The sequence below is a fragment of the Paenibacillus sp. LS1 genome (assembly GCF_026013365.1).
Taxonomy (GTDB): Bacteria; Bacillota; Bacilli; order Paenibacillales; family Paenibacillaceae; genus Paenibacillus.
In genome coordinates this window covers 101,760-117,522 of sequence record NZ_JAPDOE010000013.1, presented here as the reverse complement: position 1 = coordinate 117,522, position 15,763 = coordinate 101,760, and the positions used below count along the sequence as shown (strand labels likewise).

Below are 15,763 nucleotides of genomic sequence, written 5' to 3'. Positions count from 1 at the left end.
AGTAAACAGATTTATCTTATGATTATTAAATCAATATGTAATTTACCGCATAACTTTGGAAGGAACGCGTGCCGCCAGTATGGGCGGCACAGCCGTTTCTCTGTTGATAGGAGGAAACCGACTTGACCATCACATACTTGAAAAGGTATTGGCAATTATATGCGCTCATCTCACTGCCTCTGATCTACTTCTTGATCTTTCGTTACGGCCCAATGTACGGGGTTCAGATCGCTTTTAAGGATTTCAACTTGTTTCAGGGCATTAACGGGAGTGAGTGGATCGGTTTCGATGCTTTCCGTGAAGTATTTGGAATGCGGGACTTCTACACCACATTACGAAATACCTTCATGCTAAATTTCCTCGACCTGCTTGTTTCGTTCCCTGCTCCAATTATATTGGCCATCATGCTCTATGAAGTTCGATTCAAATGGTTTAAAAAAATATCGCAAACGATTCTGTACATTCCTCACTTTATCTCCTGGGTTATCATCGGGGGAATTGTATACCAATTGTTCGGCAATCAATCCGGTATGGTTAACGGTGTATTGGAGAGTATGGGCTTAAATTCAATACCATTTTTGACAGAGAAAAACCCATGGCTTGTAACGTACCTGTTCACAGGTGTCTGGCAAAGTGCAGGATGGGGAACCATTCTATATCTGGCCGCATTAACCGGCGTCAATAAGGAATTGTTTGAGGCTGCCGAGATTGACGGAGCTTCAAGGCTGAAAAGAATATGGCATATCACGTTGCCAAGTATTAAACCAACCATTGTGACCTTGCTCATTCTTAATCTCGGACATATGGTCAGCATCGGTTTTGATCGGCCTTATATTATCGGTAACACAGCCGTACGTGAATATTCAGATGTACTTAGTACCTTTGTTTACAGGGTCGGCCTTGAATCAGGACAATACACGCTGGCAACTGTCGTAGGGTTATTCCAGGCCGTTGTGGGACTAATCTTTGTACTCGGTTCTAACTATATTTCGAAGAAAGCAACCGGCGAAGGCATTTTATAAGTTGTCAAAGCATGAAAGATACGCCAATCGGCTTGTATGTATAGACCATCAGTAAAGGAGCTGTGCGCATATGAGTGAACGCACCTCAAATCGGATTTTTGATATCGTTAATATCTCCTTTATCAGTTTGTTTGTTATATTCTGTCTGGCTCCATTTTTGCACACCATTGCGATATCTCTAAGTTCTAATCGCGCGATTACTTCGGGAGAAGTGACCATTTTTCCTAAAGAATTCAATTGGGATGCGTATATCCAAGTATTCTCTGATCAATCCATGCTCTACTCACTGGGCTTTACGACTGTTCTGACAGTAGCAACCACAGTGTTGTGCATGTTATTCACACTTGCTGCTGCATACCCGCTAACCAAGAAAAAATTGAAAGGGCGCAAGCTCTTCATGTATGTCATCATCATTACGATGTTCTTCAGTGGCGGGATGATTCCCGAGTATTTGCTCATTCGTGATCTCAATATGCTTAACTCAGTCTGGGCACTGATCTTACCGGGACTGGTAAGTCCATTTAACCTGATTATCCTGATCTCATTCTTCAGAGGCATTCCTGAAAGTCTGGAAGAATCAGCAGAAATTGACGGTAGCTCGCATGTACACACGCTATTCAAAATCATACTGCCATTATCCATGCCTGTACTTGCCACATTAGCGCTATTCTATGCGGTGGGTCGCTGGAATGGATTCCAGGATTCACTGTTGTATATTAATGATCCCAAGTTGTATCCACTACAACTGAAGCTCTTCCAAATGGTTCAAAACAACATGGTAAGTGAACTTACATTGATGGAAGGTGCTAACCGCACACCACTGACTCCGGAAAGTCTCAAAGCAGCTACAGTTGTATTCGCAACGGTACCCATTCTGCTTGTCTATCCGTGGCTGCAAAAGTATTTTGTCAGCGGTGCCATGCTTGGCGCGGTAAAAGGTTGATATAAAACTGTTGGGCAAGCTCTAGCTGTTGGGAAGGAGAAGGAAATCAAATGCAGCAAAAAGATAAAGGTATATATTCATTTTCGACGTGCTGGAATATCCGAAAACATGATGTTGGGGAAGACATGATACGGGAGATTGCGGATCTCGGCTTTCGCCGAGTGGAGCTTAATTATAATGTGACGAAGGAAATGCTCAAGACGATTGAGCCCATGATTGAACGCGGAGACATCGGCGTCTCCAGTGTTCATAACACGTTTCCACATGACCCTGACCCCGATTATGGTACGGATTCCATCTTGCTCGGCTTCGAAGATGAAGTGAAACGTAAGCGGGCGATCGAGTTGCTGGTAGAGTCGGCTGAATATGCCCAGCGTTATGGTGGAGAAGCTGTTGTTGTACATCCCGGAGAAGTACCTTTTCCTCAGGATATCAGCAAAGATCTTGGAAAGCTCTACAACGAGGAAGGTCCGGATTCACCAAAGTATCGCAGCAAATGGGCGGAACTGATGGAGAGGCGAGAGGCTCTAAGTTCTGGCTATGTCGAGAAAATTATCGCCAGTCTGGATGAGGTATGTAATCGAGCGGCAGCTAAAGGTCTGGATGTTCATTTTGGAATCGAGACGAGATCCAGACCGCAACAGATTCCTACCCTTGCCGAGGCCAAGACCATCATCACGGCTCTCAAAGGAGCACCGGTTGGTATCTGGTACGATACGGGTCACGCCATCATGATGGACCGACTGGGCCTCTATGATAGTGTGGGAGAAATGCAGGGGCTGATGGATGATATCGTAGGTGTTCATATCCATGAGACACTTGGTCTTTCTGATCACTGGTGCCCTTATGTACACAGTAAGGACATGAACTTCTATGATGCCTATCTGCCGATGATTCGCCGGGCACAGGTAAAGGTATACGAGTTGAAGTCTGCCTGTAAGCCAGAAGAGATCCACGAGAGTCATGACTTGCTTTTGAAGAAGCTTGGAGTGGCAAAGTAGGAACGGTGATATGGGGAACAGTGTGCTTGTTAACAACGTGTGTTAACGACTGTTTCCTCGGTGATGAAGCCCCATAAATATGTAGTGAATTAAGAACGGATTTTCTAGCGACTTTTGTCGGTAGATGGTATATACTGACGAGAAAAATGAACTCACCTACGGGCGGTATGAGTAAGCTTCCGGTCTGAATTGAAGGGGCTGAAGCAACATACTCCGCACATCGGGAGAATGCATTGGTATGGAGGGGACTGCATATGTACAAACAACTGGTGGACAGTAATGACAGAGCGGTAGAAAGAGGCATATCGCGGCAGATGCTTGACCCGGAAAGCCGTTACTATGGAGGGACAATTGATCCCTTCACAGGTGTTGCCTGGGTTAACCACACGACTGGAACGCCTACGGATATGTGTTACTGGGGAGCTGCAATCTCCAACCCGGATTCCATCTATTACCGGGATGAGGCGTTGTTAAATCGACTGCTGTTAGCTACGGAATACGTACTTCGCTTCCAGCATGAAGATGGTTCAATATCGCCTGGCTGGACTAATTACCATTCCCCTCCCGATACCGCATTTGTCGTTGTAGGGTATTCGCAGTTGTATCAGCTTCTTCAACAGCAGGATTGGGAGCCACTGCAACCTGTATTGAACAATATGGGGCGGTTTCTGGAACGTACAATCCCAACCATGCTTACGGGAGGCTGTCATACGCCAAATCATCGCTGGGTGCTATGCGCGGCGCTCGGTTTCTTGCATGAGCTATTTGATCTGGAGGAAGCTGTGCAGCGCGCAGAGCAGTGGATGGATGAAGGGATGGATATTACCCCCGATGGAGAGTGGACAGAACGGAGCAATGGGATATACAGCGCAGTTAGCGACATCATGTTAATTCATGCTGCGCGCCTGCTCAATCGTCCTGAACTGCTGGAACCGGTGAGGCTCAATCTCCGTATGATGGTGTACCTTGTACATCCAACGGGTGAGATTGTTACGGATTATTCAGGTCGACAGGATCTGGGCAGTGTTCATGATCTGTCGCCTTATTATCTACCTTATGCCATTTTGGCCCGGCTGGATGGTGATCCACTTTTTGCCGGCATGGCAGCCTGGGCAGGAGATACATTAACAGATCCGGGAGTATGCTCAGTGAATACGCTCATTCGGTTGATGCTTGAGCCTGAGCTTCAGCAGGCGATTGAGGCACGTGATGTATTACCGGAACAGTATGAGGTTATGCTGAATGAGCATTTTGTACGCGACGAATATCTGGAGCAGATGGACGCAGTAGGGCATCATGGACGTATCTCGCATAGTCGGATGCATACGGACTTTGGTGCTCCCGTAGCCCGAATTCGGGATGGGGCTACTAGCGTGACGGTGATGACAGAAGTTCCTTCTTTCTTCGCTCTTCGTCATGGAAAAGTGCGTCTGTTGGCTGTGCAACTGGCTTCATACTTTAATCCAGGATATGTACCTATGCAGCAAATGACGAGGTTGTCCGAGGGATATCAACTGACTGGCGAGCAGAAAAAAGGCTATTACGGCCCAGTCCCTGCGAATCTGCTGCCAGAATCGGCCGCATCGGCCATCAGTCCATGGTACTTGTTGCCTCATCAGAGCCGTCAGCTCACTCATGAGCAGACATTCCGTGTAGGGGCAGAAGTGCAACCGACGGAAAACGGATGGACCATGCATCTCTCAGGGCAGGAGCCGGAAGACATTATGATGCAACTATCCTTTGTATTCGGAAGCGAAGGGGAGCTGACCTGCGAGGACGCGATTGAAACGAGTGAGGGCCACTATTTGTGGAAAAGCGGTACGTTACGCTATACCTGCGGAGATGACTGGATGGAGATCACCGGGGGCGAGCTGGGGCATCTGGCAGCATCGGTGCGGGAGGCGAAACTGCCAGACAAGTGCAAGGTTGTGCTGGTCAATTTCATGACGCCATTTGATAAAACCATTCATATTTCACTTTCGCCTTCGATGGCGTTGAAGCTTTAAATCTATTGAATCTCTTTTTCGCACGTTTAAATCATGTTGCAAGTAAAGACCGGGCCTTTGGCTCGGTCTTCTTTTTTTACGAATGAATACGGCGAACGTTCACTATATTCCCAAAGATGTGCTCATTCAAAGTATTAGCAGGGATTTCGGAATTTTAGGATACGTCTCATAATTGTGAACTATTATTTCAGTTGCTCTAACGCAGTTTCAATTGGTGTAGTTAACAGAGGATTCTCTCTGGTATTACTCCAATAAACGATGAGAACATTTTCTTTCTCATATAGAAAAGGGAACGTTGTAAAATGGGCACCTTCAATGTGCCTATTGAATTCTTTAGTCCCTTTCATGCGATCCTTTTCAGAGTTGAAAATATAAAAATGTATGAATTCAGGGTTATCCGGTTCTTCTGCAGCTTGCACCCCAATGGAGTAAACCTCAGGTATAACATCTTTTAATTTCATTGGGTACCCAGTTATGCCAAAGGATACTAAATTCAGTTTTTGAGATTCAAGCGCTGTTACTACATCATCTAGTGTGAGAATATTTTCTTCCTTTTTTATATCTTCTGAACATCCGACCAAGGCAAACAAGCATATTAAAATGAATACAAGTGGTTTTATTTTCGAGATAACCAATATACCATCTCCTTAAAAATAAGAATGATTGCTTCCTTGTAATATGAAGTGACACCTTAGCAAATAATTAAAAAGTCGAACGTGGCTAATTCGTATATAAAGCATTTATGAAAACCATTCACAAGCAGAATTAGATCATGAGCTACATTTATCTTACCATAAAGGAAAGAAGCCAGTTGAATGGCCCTAACCGATAAGGATGGAAAGTCATCTTTATTTGCATTTTTTTCATAAACGACATGAAACTACATATTGAGAAGTGGGCCTTAAGATGTGGTATACTGAAGAGTATGAATGAAATGCAAAGAGGAGGTGCCTTGGAAGATGAAGGGCAAGCTAGTGCGGGCTGAGGGACACCTTGCCAATATTATACCGATTCACTTGGATGCGTCTTTCTTTTTTGAAAGAGCTGTCCGCTCGCTGGACCGTAATCATGTCGACAAGGCATTAAAATATTTTCGCAAAGCTGTTGAATACGAACCGGAAAATCCGGTGAATCATTGTAATATGGCGGGTATATTATCGGAGAAGGGCGATTACGAAGCGTCCAATGCCATTCTGGCTAACGTGCTGGAAGTGGTAGATCCGTCGATGACGGAATGTTATTTTTACATGGCGAACAATTATGCAAATATGGATCGGTTTGAGGAAGCCGAGCAAGCACTTGTTACCTATCTGGAGGAGGACACCCAGGGTCAGTTCATGACGGAAGCTGAAGAGATGATGGAGCTTCTGTATTATGAGCTGGATCGTCCGGCCAAACTGAATCGAATCAAATCGCGTAAAGGTGTAGTGGAGCACGATCAGGCACGGGAACTGTTGGAAGAAGGGAAATTCGCACAGGCTGCTGAGCTACTCGAAGGCATGTCATCGGATTACCCTGACTACTTGGCTGCCCGTAACAATCTGGCACTCGCCTACTATTATATGGGGCTATTTCCTAAAGCGAAAGAGACCATTGCAGAAGTGCTTGAACAGGAGCCAGGTAATCTGCATGCACTCTGTAATCTGGCCATTTTCCATCAAAATGAGAACCGGGCTGATCAAGTGCTGCTTCTGATCAAAAAATTGCGTGTCATCGTGCCATTCCAGCACGAACAAGTCTACAAACTGGCTACAACGATGGGAATTCTGGGCCAACACGATACGGCTTATGTTCACTTCCGTCGTTTGCTTAAGGACGAAGAGACAGCTGCTGATCCGGCACTTGCTCACTATGCAGCAGTGGCGGCTTATAATACAGAGCGTTATGACGCTGCTGAGCGTCTATGGCATTATGTGTCCAAGCTTGATCCGGGTTCGGAAGTATCTCGGTACTATCTGTCAGGTCTTGAGGCTGTAAGGCAAGGCGAGCAAGAGCCGGAGAAGCTGAGTTATCACTATCATCTGCCATTTGACGAGCAGTTCAGACAGTGGGAGAACTATGGTAACGGCATACCTGAAGAAATGAAGAATGATCCACTGATTCGTTCATCGTTCTTCTGGGCTTTGCGACATGGTGATCGGGCAACCAAGCTGCAGGTTATTCATGCACTTGGGATGATCGGGGATTATGAGGTGCAGCAGGCGCTGCAATCCTTTATTGAAGAACCGGGAGAAGAGCAGGATCTGCTTGAGGCAGCACAAGCTGTGCTGGATGGATTGAAATCGGCTGAACACGAGGAGCAGAATACTCAGGTGGTTCGACCGTTTTCTCCTGTAGCCTTGAAGACTATTGGGAAGGCTCAACCCACATCGGAGCAATCGGAAACTCACTCAACTTCCCATTGGCAGGCTGTTGTTGATCGTGCGCTTCAGATGTCTGAGGCGAAGGCTGAGTTGCAGCAAGAGATGGAACGGCTCTGGACGGACTATGTAGCCCGGGTACATCCCGAGGTTCCGGGTACGAAGCAGATTGAGGGCTGGGCTGCGGGACTTGAATATTTGGCTGCCAAGAACCACAGTCGACCTGTTACCTATCAAAGCATCGCTGAGCGGTATGGGATATCGGCATCAACGGTTAGCAAGTATGCTAAACAGATCCATCGGGTTTGTAACAGCAACCCACCACTTGTGTAGAAAGAAAGTTCGCTTCAACTCGTTTTCAGAAAGACATCATAAGGTGAAGGATACAACAACCGGGAAAACGGGTAAACTTAACGAATGGGCCTCGTAAACGCCTGTAGGATATCATCTTGGCAAGTTCATCGCTAGTACAACACACTCTCACCTTATTAAGGAGGCTGTATCTATATGTCTAAATACAGAACGATTGTGATCGGAACGGGACCTGCGGGTCTGACAGCAGCGATATATCTAGCTCGTGCTAATCTGAACCCACTGGTTATCGAAGGTCTTCAGCCGGGTGGTCAATTGACGACGACAACGGAAGTTGAGAATTTCCCCGGTTTCCCGCAAGGTATTATGGGTCCGGAACTGATGGATAACATGCGTAAGCAAGCAGAACGATTTGGAGCGGAATTCAAAAACGGTTGGGTGGAAGAGGTTGATTTCAGCAAACCTCCCTTCAAGGTCAAAGTTGGAGGAATGGGTGAACTGGAAGCTGAATCGATCATTATCTCCACAGGTGCTTCCGCTCGTTATCTTGGCATTCCGGGAGAGCAGGAAAATGTGGGACGTGGTGTAAGTACATGTGCGACATGTGACGGCTTCTTCTTCCGTGGTAAAAAAATCGTGGTCGTGGGTGGTGGTGACTCCGCGATGGAGGAAGCGAGTTTCTTGACTCGTTTTGCAACGGATGTCACATTGGTTCACCGCCGGGATGAGTTGCGTGCATCGAAAATTATGCAAGATCGGGCTCGCAGCAATGAGAAGGTGAAGTGGGCACTGAACCGTACTCCTCTTGAGGTCGTACCTGAAGCGCTGGGAGTCAAAGGGCTGAAGGTGCGCAACAACGAGACGGGGCAGGAAGAGTTGCTTGAGGCGGATGGCGTATTTGTTGCCATTGGTCACACGCCGAATACCGGGTTCCTGGGTAATGCGATCGCACTGGACGAACATGGCTATGTTGTGGTTAAACCGGGAACGACGGAGACCAATATTCCGGGTGTATTCGCCTGTGGTGATGTTCAGGATACGAAGTATCGACAAGCCATTACGGCAGCCGGATCAGGTTGTATGGCCGCGATGGATTGCGAGAAGTTCCTTGAAGGAAGCATTGTGCATGACTGGAGCGAAACGCTGGATAAGTAAGCATTACATGCGTGAGGTTAGGCATATGCTAGGAATAAGAGACAACGGGAAGTCTCATGAAATGAGAGAAGCCGGAAGGCTTCTCTTTTTTTGAAACTACAGTGGGCATGAGTTCGTATACATATGGGGCATATTAGCTGTGAGGTGAAGATTTTGGGGGAAATGATAAAAGATTGGTTACAAAATGCAACAGTGAGACGGTTTTTGATTCTGCTCTTGTTCTGTTTAATTTTGTTCAGTATGGGGAGTATGCTGCACATGATTCTGTTGCTGTTCCTCGTGACGTATGTCATGAACAGGCTGCAGCACTTTATTACAGGTGGTTTGAATCGGTTATTTAAGATCAATTATAAAGTCGTGGTCATTCTGCTCTATATGATCGTTATCGCAGTGATTGTGCTGGGTATCTCCAGATATTCACCGCGGATCGTGGATCAGGTCGTTCAGTTGACGAACGAGATTATGAAGTTTCTGGATAGTGCGGACGGTGATAATTTTGCTTCCAAGATTGCGGGTTACCTCCAATCCTTCGATATCAAAAATTACACCAATGATGCATTAAAATATATTTTCGCTTTGAGCAAATGGTTGGAGTTTATTCTGCTCGTTATCATTCTGAGTCTGTTCTTCTTGTTGCAGAAGCAGGAGATATCCAAATTCACTTCCAAGTTTAAAACAAGCAAAATCGGCTGGTTTTATACTGAAGTAGCTTACCTGGGCGACAAGTTCGTTTCTTCTTTCGGCAAAGTTATTGAGGCTCAATTGCTGATTGCCGTATTCAATACGGTACTGACGATGCTGGGCTTATGGATTCTGGGTTTCCCGTATCTGTTCGCTCTGACCATTCTGGTGTTCATGCTCAGTCTGGTTCCCGTTGCGGGGGTTATCATCTCACTTGTACCGCTTTGTCTGATTGGGTATCAGATGGGTGGACTAAAATTAAGCATTATTGTGATTATCATGATTATTGTCATTCATGCGCTGGAGACCTACTTCCTGAATCCGAAGCTGATGGCACACAAGACGAAATTGCCGATGTTCTACACCTTTATCGTACTGATTCTGTCGCAACACTTCCTGGGGATCTGGGGACTGATCATTGGTATTCCAATCTTCGTCTTCCTGCTCGATATTCTGGATGTTAACAAGATGGAGAAGACAGAAGAGCCGATACGTGTGGAAACGAAGTTATAATGTAAGAAGATCGACCAAGTTCAATCAAACTGAACAACTTCTGATACTTCGAAAAAGTAAGGCGCCTTCCATCTGCGGAAGGCGCTTTTGTGTTGGCAATCCTGTTATTCGATAGCTCTCTGCAACAGAATGACAGGTGGTGGGTTGAGTGAGATGGGTCACCACGCTGATGTGGCGAAGATCATCTTTTATGAATGGAACGAGTGGTGATGCAATATCATGAGTGGAGGCTTCCTATGTTATAGAGGAAGGAATGAAGCGTGCGTTTATAAATGAAGGTAATGAGGATGTATACGTATTCAAAAATGGTGTGTGATGTGGTTCACAACCCTATCAGAGCAGGAAGGACTTGAGGTCTTATCGTCTTGACCCAGGCGTATCCTTCAATTATAGTTGGTACGTAGGACTTAAACTATTTTAGATAGATAAAGGTGGCTTGCAGCATGTCTGAGAAAATCTACGTTGGGGTCGATCTCGGCGGAACAGCAATCAAGGTCGGTATATGCGATGAACAAGGTCAGCTAATGCATACGTATGAAGGACCGACTGAAGTGGATAAGGGCGTAGACACCGTCATCGCCAACATCGAGAAGTATGTCCGACATATCGTAGCCGAATCACCTTACAGTTGGGAACAGCTTGAGGGTGTAGGTGCTGGTGTGGCCGGTTTCACGAATGTACGTGAGGGAATTATCGTTCATGCCCCTAACATCGGATTTCGGAATGTAGCCATTCGTTCGATTCTGGAAGAACGTCTGGGCAAGCCAATCAAAATAGATAACGATGCCAATGTGGCTGCACTGGGTGAAGTATGGGCAGGTGCGGGCAAAGGCGTAGACAATTGCGTATGTTATACACTCGGTACGGGCGTTGGCGGAGGCTTGATCCTGAATGGTAACATCTATCAGGGATTCTCCGGTATGGCGGGAGAGCTGGGTCATATCAGTGTTGTTCCTGATCTGGAGGCCATCAAGTGCGGCTGTGGTAAAATGGGATGTGTTGAGACGGTATCGTCTGCAACGGGTATTATCCGTATGGCGAAGGATGCCGTAGAACGCGGTGATCATACGTCACTGGCACTCGTTGACAAGATTGCAGCCAAAGAAGTATTCGATGCTGCGAAGGCAGGCGATGAAGTGGCACAGCGTATTGTAAACCGTGCTGCTTTCTACTTGGGCAAGTCCATGGCTACTGTAGCAGCTGTCATTAACCCGGAGATGTTCATCATTGGTGGTGGCGTATCCAAAGCGGGCAATTTCTTGTTCGATGAAATACGTACCGTATTTGCTAAGTTGACACCGGAACCGTTGCAAGAAGGGGTTCAGATTCTGGAAGCTACACTTGGTAATAATGCAGGTATTGTGGGTGCAGCAGGTCTTCTCTTGCGTTCCTAGTAACCTCGTAACAATATATGAAGACAGCAATATGATAAGGAGGGGACATTTATGCTTGAAGGTGAAGGCTCACCAGGCACAGGCGCCACGCTCATTATCATTACGGGCATGTCCGGGGCAGGTAAAACCATTGCAGTACAAAGCCTGGAGGATCTGGGTTTCTTCTGTGTGGATAATCTGCCACCGGTATTGATTCCAAAATTTGCGGAACTGATTGAACAGTCAAACGGCAAGATCGGTAAGGTTGCATTGGTTATCGATCTGCGCGGGCGTGAATTCTTTACGGCTCTGTCCGAGTCTTTGAACTATATTAAAGATCATTTTACCATTCATTGCGAAATTTTATTCCTGGATGCTACAGATTCTGTACTTGTTCAGCGTTACAAAGAAAGCAGGCGCAGACATCCGCTAGCTCCTGAAGGCATGCCGCTGGACGGCATCCGGCTGGAGCGCAAGATGTTGGAGGAGCTCAAAAACTCCGCTACACAGGTACTGAATACAAGTACAATGAAGCCAGCTCAACTGAAAGAACGTATCATATCCCGCTTTTCTCATCTGGAAAGCCAAATGCTTTCTGTGAATATTACGTCGTTCGGATTCAAGTATGGCATTCCAATTGATGCCGATCTGGTATTTGATGTACGTTTTTTACCGAATCCGCATTATATTGATCATTTGCGTCCGAATACGGGACAGAATAGTGATGTGTATGAATATGTTATGAAATGGCCAGAGACACAGGCATTTCTGACGAAGTTGCTGGATATGCTGCATTTCCTGATTCCGCAATACCGGAAGGAAGGCAAAAGCCAGGTTATTATTGGAATCGGCTGTACCGGAGGCAAGCATCGTTCGGTAGCAATATCGGAATATTTGGGCAAGATGTTGGGAAGCAGCGAGACTGAAGCTGTCACCGTGAGCCATCGCGACGCTGACCGGGACCGTCATTAAAGAGGGTGAAGGGATGAAAGAGGCCGGACCACGAAGAGAACGTCCGAGAATAGTTGTAATGGGCGGCGGAACCGGATTATCCGTGATGTTGCGCGGTTTAAAAGAAAAACCGCTGGATATCACGGCCATCGTCACAGTTGCAGATGATGGTGGAAGTTCAGGCATCCTGCGCAATGAGCTACAAATGCCGCCTCCGGGCGACATTCGCAACGTGCTTACGGCACTGGCTGATGTAGAACCATTGCTTTCAGATATGTTGAAGTACCGTTTCAATACAGGCGCGGGGCTTGCAGGCCACAGCTTGGGGAATTTGATTTTGGCTGCAATGACGGATATTTCGGGCGACTTCGTGACCGCGGTGCGGGAACTTAGCCGCGTGTTTGCCGTTCGAGGTGAGGTATTACCAGCAGCAGGCCAGGCTGTGGTGTTGCATGCCGAGATGGAAGATGGGACAATTATTACAGGTGAGTCCAAGATCCCGGAGGCAGGTGGACGCATCAAACGCGTTTTCCTTGAACCGGATCACGTGGAGCCGTTGCCAGAAGCGGTAGAGGCTATTCGACAAGCTGACGCCATTCTAATCGGACCAGGCAGCCTCTATACAAGCATCCTCCCCAATCTGCTCGTGCCGAAGCTCGCAGAGGCTGTGGTAGAGGCTGACGCGGTGAAGATGTTTATCTGTAATGTGATGACACAGCCGGGAGAAACAGATAACTATACGGTAAGTGACCACCTTAAGGCGGTACACGAACATATAGGTCATCAGCTCTTTGACTATGTTATCGTAAATAATGGTGATATTCCGCTGCAAGTACAGAATAAGTATGCGGAAAAAGGAGCAAAACCGGTTGTACTGGATATGAATGTACTCGAAAGTGCCGGCTATCAGGTGGTTGCAGATACTCTTGTTCTGTTCAAAACCTATCTGCGTCATGATGCCGAAAAGTTAAGTCATCACATCTACCAACTGGTACAAAATTGGATGTTACGGAAGAGGTGAAGTCCCATGTCGTTTGCAGCACAGACCAAAAAAGAATTAACCATGATCGAGAGCGAACCGTGCTGCGAAAAGGCGGAACTTTCAGCCCTCATCCGTATGCTTGGTGCAGTGCAGTTATCGAATAAAAAAGTGATCTTAGATATTTCGACGGAGAATGCCGCGATTGCAAGACGGGCATACTCTCTGCTTAAAAAGCATTTTCAAGTGCATACGGAATTACTGGTCCGCAAAAAAATGCGGCTGAAAAAGAACAATGTATATATTGTTCGTATTCCAACCATGGTACAGGAGATTCTCAATAGTCTTCATATTGTATCTGAGGGCTTTCTGTTTACCCCAGGGATTAGTACGGAGTTGTTTCAGCAAAACTGTTGTAAACGGGCCTATCTTCGCGGTGCATTTCTCGCAGGTGGATCGGTTAATAATCCGGAAGGTTCTTCCTACCATCTGGAGATTGCGTCCATGTATGAGGAGCACTGCCAGGCACTGGTCGATCTGGCGAATGAATTTCATTTGAATGCCCGGTGTATAGAACGGAAAAAAGGATTCATCCTATATATCAAGGAAGGCGAGAAAATCATTGAGCTGCTTAGCATCATTGGTGCTCATCAGGCCTTGTTCAAGTTTGAAGACGTACGTATTATGCGAGATATGCGTAATTCCGTTAACCGGATTGTCAATTGTGAGACCGCCAACCTGAATAAGACCATCGGAGCGGCGGTAAGACAAATCGATAATATCCGGTTGTTGCAAAAGGAAGTTGGTCTGGAATCACTGCCTGAGAAGCTTCGCGAAGTGGCAGAGGTTCGACTCGCTCATCCGGATATCAACTTGAAGGAAGTGGGCGAACTTCTTAAAGGTACAGTCAGCAAGTCGGGAGTGAACCATCGGCTTCGCAAAATTGATGAGCTGGCTGAGAAAGTGCGCACAGAACGTTATGGTTAAGACGGAGTAGGGTAAAGTAACAAGGTCGGCTGTTTCTGTTGAACAAAACGTAGCAGGCAAGCCTGATGTTAAGGAGCCAGAAGAGTCACTCAGGCAGCTTGGTGCCATGTGCAATGCATGTGCAGTGGCGATGAAAAGGGGCATGATAATGCCTTCCAAAGCACCCTGAGTTTTTTCTTCTAGTGTCCTGCACAGGTTAATGTTATAATGTTGTATAAATATAATTGTGTATTTAATGTCCAGATTTCATAATAGGGGGTAAGTTTCCATGACAAAGCACCCGGTAGTTGTCCGTTTGAAAACGGGTCTCCATGCCAGACCTGCGGCACTGTTCGTTCAAGAAGCGAATAAGTACTCATCTGAAGTGTTCGTCGAGAAGGACGACAAAAAAGTTAATGCAAAAAGTATCATGGGGATCATGAGCCTTGCGATCAGCACAGGTACGGAAATCCAGATTAGTGCAGAAGGCGCGGATGCCGAACAGGCTGTAAACGCTTTAGTTAGTCTGGTAAGCAAGGAAGAGCTCGAAAACCAATAAGATATGATTCATTCAATGAAGAAGTCCCGAAAGGGGCTTTTTTGCGTTTTTATTGTTTTCGCCATCGTCAAGTGCAACATTATGGAATTTGTCCCGTCTGTTAAGGTATCAAATGCTTTAAAGTTTGAGATGTTAACACATAAGGGGGCTATCGTGATGGGTAAACAATGGATGAAACCGTTTGGTGCGGTGCTGGTGGCAAGTACGTTGCTTGTTGGAGGAACAGCATGGGTTGCACCAGGTAACTATGCTTACGCTGCAGAGGTTCAGGGCGTACAACAGAATGTGATTAATGTCGTGGGTAAAGGTGAGATTCAGGTGAAACCGGATATTGCTTACCTGTCCATTGGTGTGAACAGCACTGCAGAGACAGCTGCATCTGCCCAAAAGGCGAATGCTGCCAAAGTTCAAAAGGTATCCAACTTGCTGAAGAATACGTGGAAGATCAGTGCAGACGATATTCAAACGAGTCAGTTCTCTGTACAACCCAACTACACGTATAGCGAAAAAGACGGACAACAAATTAAAGGATACACAGCGCATCATACGCTGACGGTCACATATCGTGAGATGGACAAAATCGGCGAGTTGCTCGATGCTGCTTCGGGCGCGGGTGCCAATAATATTGAAAACGTGCGCTTTACTGTAGAAAATCCGGAAAGTTATGAGTCCCAAGTGATTGAGAAAGCTGTTGCCAATGCAGATGTGAAAGCTGGAGCTATTGCAAAAGCAGTTAAACGTCAACTGGGTGCTGTTCTTTCCGTGAGCCAAGGCGATGCCAATGTGCCTGTATTCTATGCAAGTGAGGCTTTGATGTCCAAAGCAGCAGATACAGCAGGTGGCACTGAGATTGAAACAGGCCAGGTTAAAGTAAGCACAATCTTGAATATCACGTATGAAATGAAATAAACAATTGAACTAAGATTGAAGCTCAAGAAATCT

Annotated in this window: 14 protein-coding genes; 13 read left to right on the top strand and 1 reads right to left on the bottom strand. The window is 46.3% G+C overall.

Annotation, left to right across the window (positions count from 1 at the left end; all coding sequences use genetic code 11):
- The first annotated feature begins 122 nt into the window (after positions 1 to 122).
- The 4 genes from OM416_RS27775 (at position 123) to OM416_RS27760 (ending at position 4,972) form a co-directional block, all read left to right on the top strand.
- Entirely contained in the window at positions 123 to 1,022 is a 900-nt protein-coding gene (locus OM416_RS27775) for an ABC transporter permease (RefSeq protein ID WP_062837760.1), read from the top strand.
- A 70-nt stretch (positions 1,023 to 1,092) separates the two neighbouring features.
- The gene (locus tag OM416_RS27770; RefSeq protein ID WP_062837759.1) at positions 1,093 to 1,965 is read left to right on the top strand and encodes a carbohydrate ABC transporter permease; all 873 of its coding nucleotides are present in this window, start codon (positions 1,093 to 1,095) and stop codon (positions 1,963 to 1,965) included.
- A gap of 50 nt (positions 1,966 to 2,015) precedes the next feature.
- On the top strand, positions 2,016 to 2,966 hold the full coding sequence (locus OM416_RS27765; RefSeq protein WP_264934904.1) for a sugar phosphate isomerase/epimerase family protein: 951 nt from the start codon (positions 2,016 to 2,018) through the stop codon (positions 2,964 to 2,966).
- A 254-nt stretch (positions 2,967 to 3,220) separates the two neighbouring features.
- Entirely contained in the window at positions 3,221 to 4,972 is a 1,752-nt protein-coding gene (locus OM416_RS27760; protein ID WP_264934903.1) for a hypothetical protein, read from the top strand.
- Between the two features lie 182 nt (positions 4,973 to 5,154).
- Here the strand turns inward: OM416_RS27760 and OM416_RS27755 are convergent, their stop codons facing one another.
- Positions 5,155 to 5,607: a hypothetical protein gene (locus tag OM416_RS27755; RefSeq protein ID WP_264934899.1), complete on the bottom strand. Its 453-nt coding sequence runs from the start codon at positions 5,605 to 5,607 to the stop codon at positions 5,155 to 5,157.
- A gap of 324 nt (positions 5,608 to 5,931) precedes the next feature.
- Between OM416_RS27755 and OM416_RS27750 the strand changes: the two genes are divergently transcribed.
- From OM416_RS27750 to OM416_RS27710, 9 genes are all read left to right on the top strand, one after another.
- Complete coding sequence (locus tag OM416_RS27750; protein ID WP_264934897.1) at positions 5,932 to 7,665, top strand: tetratricopeptide repeat protein; 1,734 nt, start codon at positions 5,932 to 5,934, stop codon at positions 7,663 to 7,665.
- A gap of 174 nt (positions 7,666 to 7,839) precedes the next feature.
- Positions 7,840 to 8,799 carry a thioredoxin-disulfide reductase gene (gene trxB / locus OM416_RS27745; RefSeq protein ID WP_169482107.1) on the top strand — a complete coding sequence of 320 codons (960 nt, stop codon included), beginning with the start codon at positions 7,840 to 7,842 and terminating at the stop codon, positions 8,797 to 8,799.
- Positions 8,800 to 8,922: 123 nt separating this feature from the next.
- The gene (locus tag OM416_RS27740; RefSeq protein ID WP_319951938.1) at positions 8,923 to 9,993 is read left to right on the top strand and encodes an AI-2E family transporter; all 1,071 of its coding nucleotides are present in this window, start codon (positions 8,923 to 8,925) and stop codon (positions 9,991 to 9,993) included.
- Positions 9,994 to 10,436: 443 nt separating this feature from the next.
- On the top strand, positions 10,437 to 11,387 hold the full coding sequence (locus OM416_RS27735; RefSeq protein ID WP_062837749.1) for an ROK family glucokinase: 951 nt from the start codon (positions 10,437 to 10,439) through the stop codon (positions 11,385 to 11,387).
- Positions 11,388 to 11,438: 51 nt separating this feature from the next.
- On the top strand, positions 11,439 to 12,338 hold the full coding sequence (rapZ, locus tag OM416_RS27730) for an RNase adapter RapZ (protein WP_017691251.1): 900 nt from the start codon (positions 11,439 to 11,441) through the stop codon (positions 12,336 to 12,338).
- Positions 12,339 to 12,351: 13 nt separating this feature from the next.
- Positions 12,352 to 13,338, top strand: coding sequence for a gluconeogenesis factor YvcK family protein (locus OM416_RS27725; RefSeq protein ID WP_264934892.1), 987 nt, complete (start codon positions 12,352 to 12,354; stop codon positions 13,336 to 13,338).
- A gap of 6 nt (positions 13,339 to 13,344) precedes the next feature.
- Entirely contained in the window at positions 13,345 to 14,283 is a 939-nt protein-coding gene (gene whiA, locus OM416_RS27720) for a DNA-binding protein WhiA (RefSeq protein WP_036616210.1), read from the top strand.
- Between the two features lie 268 nt (positions 14,284 to 14,551).
- On the top strand, positions 14,552 to 14,821 hold the full coding sequence (locus OM416_RS27715) for an HPr family phosphocarrier protein (protein ID WP_017691248.1): 270 nt from the start codon (positions 14,552 to 14,554) through the stop codon (positions 14,819 to 14,821).
- Positions 14,822 to 14,977: 156 nt separating this feature from the next.
- Complete coding sequence (locus OM416_RS27710; protein WP_264934886.1) at positions 14,978 to 15,730, top strand: SIMPL domain-containing protein; 753 nt, start codon at positions 14,978 to 14,980, stop codon at positions 15,728 to 15,730.
- The last annotated feature ends 33 nt before the right edge of the window (positions 15,731 to 15,763 follow it).

Excerpts from the sequence above, each read along its gene's own strand:
- OM416_RS27740 (WP_319951938.1), top strand. The coding sequence starts at position 8,923 with ATGGGGCATATTAGCTGTGAGGTGAAGATTTTGGGGGAAATGATAAAA.
- OM416_RS27760 (WP_264934903.1), top strand. The coding sequence starts at position 3,221 with ATGTACAAACAACTGGTGGACAGTAATGACAGAGCGGTAGAAAGAGGC.
- OM416_RS27735 (WP_062837749.1), top strand. The coding sequence starts at position 10,437 with ATGTCTGAGAAAATCTACGTTGGGGTCGATCTCGGCGGAACAGCAATC.
- trxB (WP_169482107.1), top strand. The coding sequence starts at position 7,840 with ATGTCTAAATACAGAACGATTGTGATCGGAACGGGACCTGCGGGTCTG.
- OM416_RS27710 (WP_264934886.1), top strand. The coding sequence starts at position 14,978 with ATGGGTAAACAATGGATGAAACCGTTTGGTGCGGTGCTGGTGGCAAGT.
- OM416_RS27715 (WP_017691248.1), top strand. The coding sequence starts at position 14,552 with ATGACAAAGCACCCGGTAGTTGTCCGTTTGAAAACGGGTCTCCATGCC.
- OM416_RS27765 (WP_264934904.1), top strand. The coding sequence starts at position 2,016 with ATGCAGCAAAAAGATAAAGGTATATATTCATTTTCGACGTGCTGGAAT.
- OM416_RS27725 (WP_264934892.1), top strand. The coding sequence starts at position 12,352 with ATGAAAGAGGCCGGACCACGAAGAGAACGTCCGAGAATAGTTGTAATG.
- rapZ (WP_017691251.1), top strand. The coding sequence starts at position 11,439 with ATGCTTGAAGGTGAAGGCTCACCAGGCACAGGCGCCACGCTCATTATC.
- whiA (WP_036616210.1), top strand. The coding sequence starts at position 13,345 with ATGTCGTTTGCAGCACAGACCAAAAAAGAATTAACCATGATCGAGAGC.
- OM416_RS27750 (WP_264934897.1), top strand. The coding sequence starts at position 5,932 with ATGAAGGGCAAGCTAGTGCGGGCTGAGGGACACCTTGCCAATATTATA.
- OM416_RS27770 (WP_062837759.1), top strand. The coding sequence starts at position 1,093 with ATGAGTGAACGCACCTCAAATCGGATTTTTGATATCGTTAATATCTCC.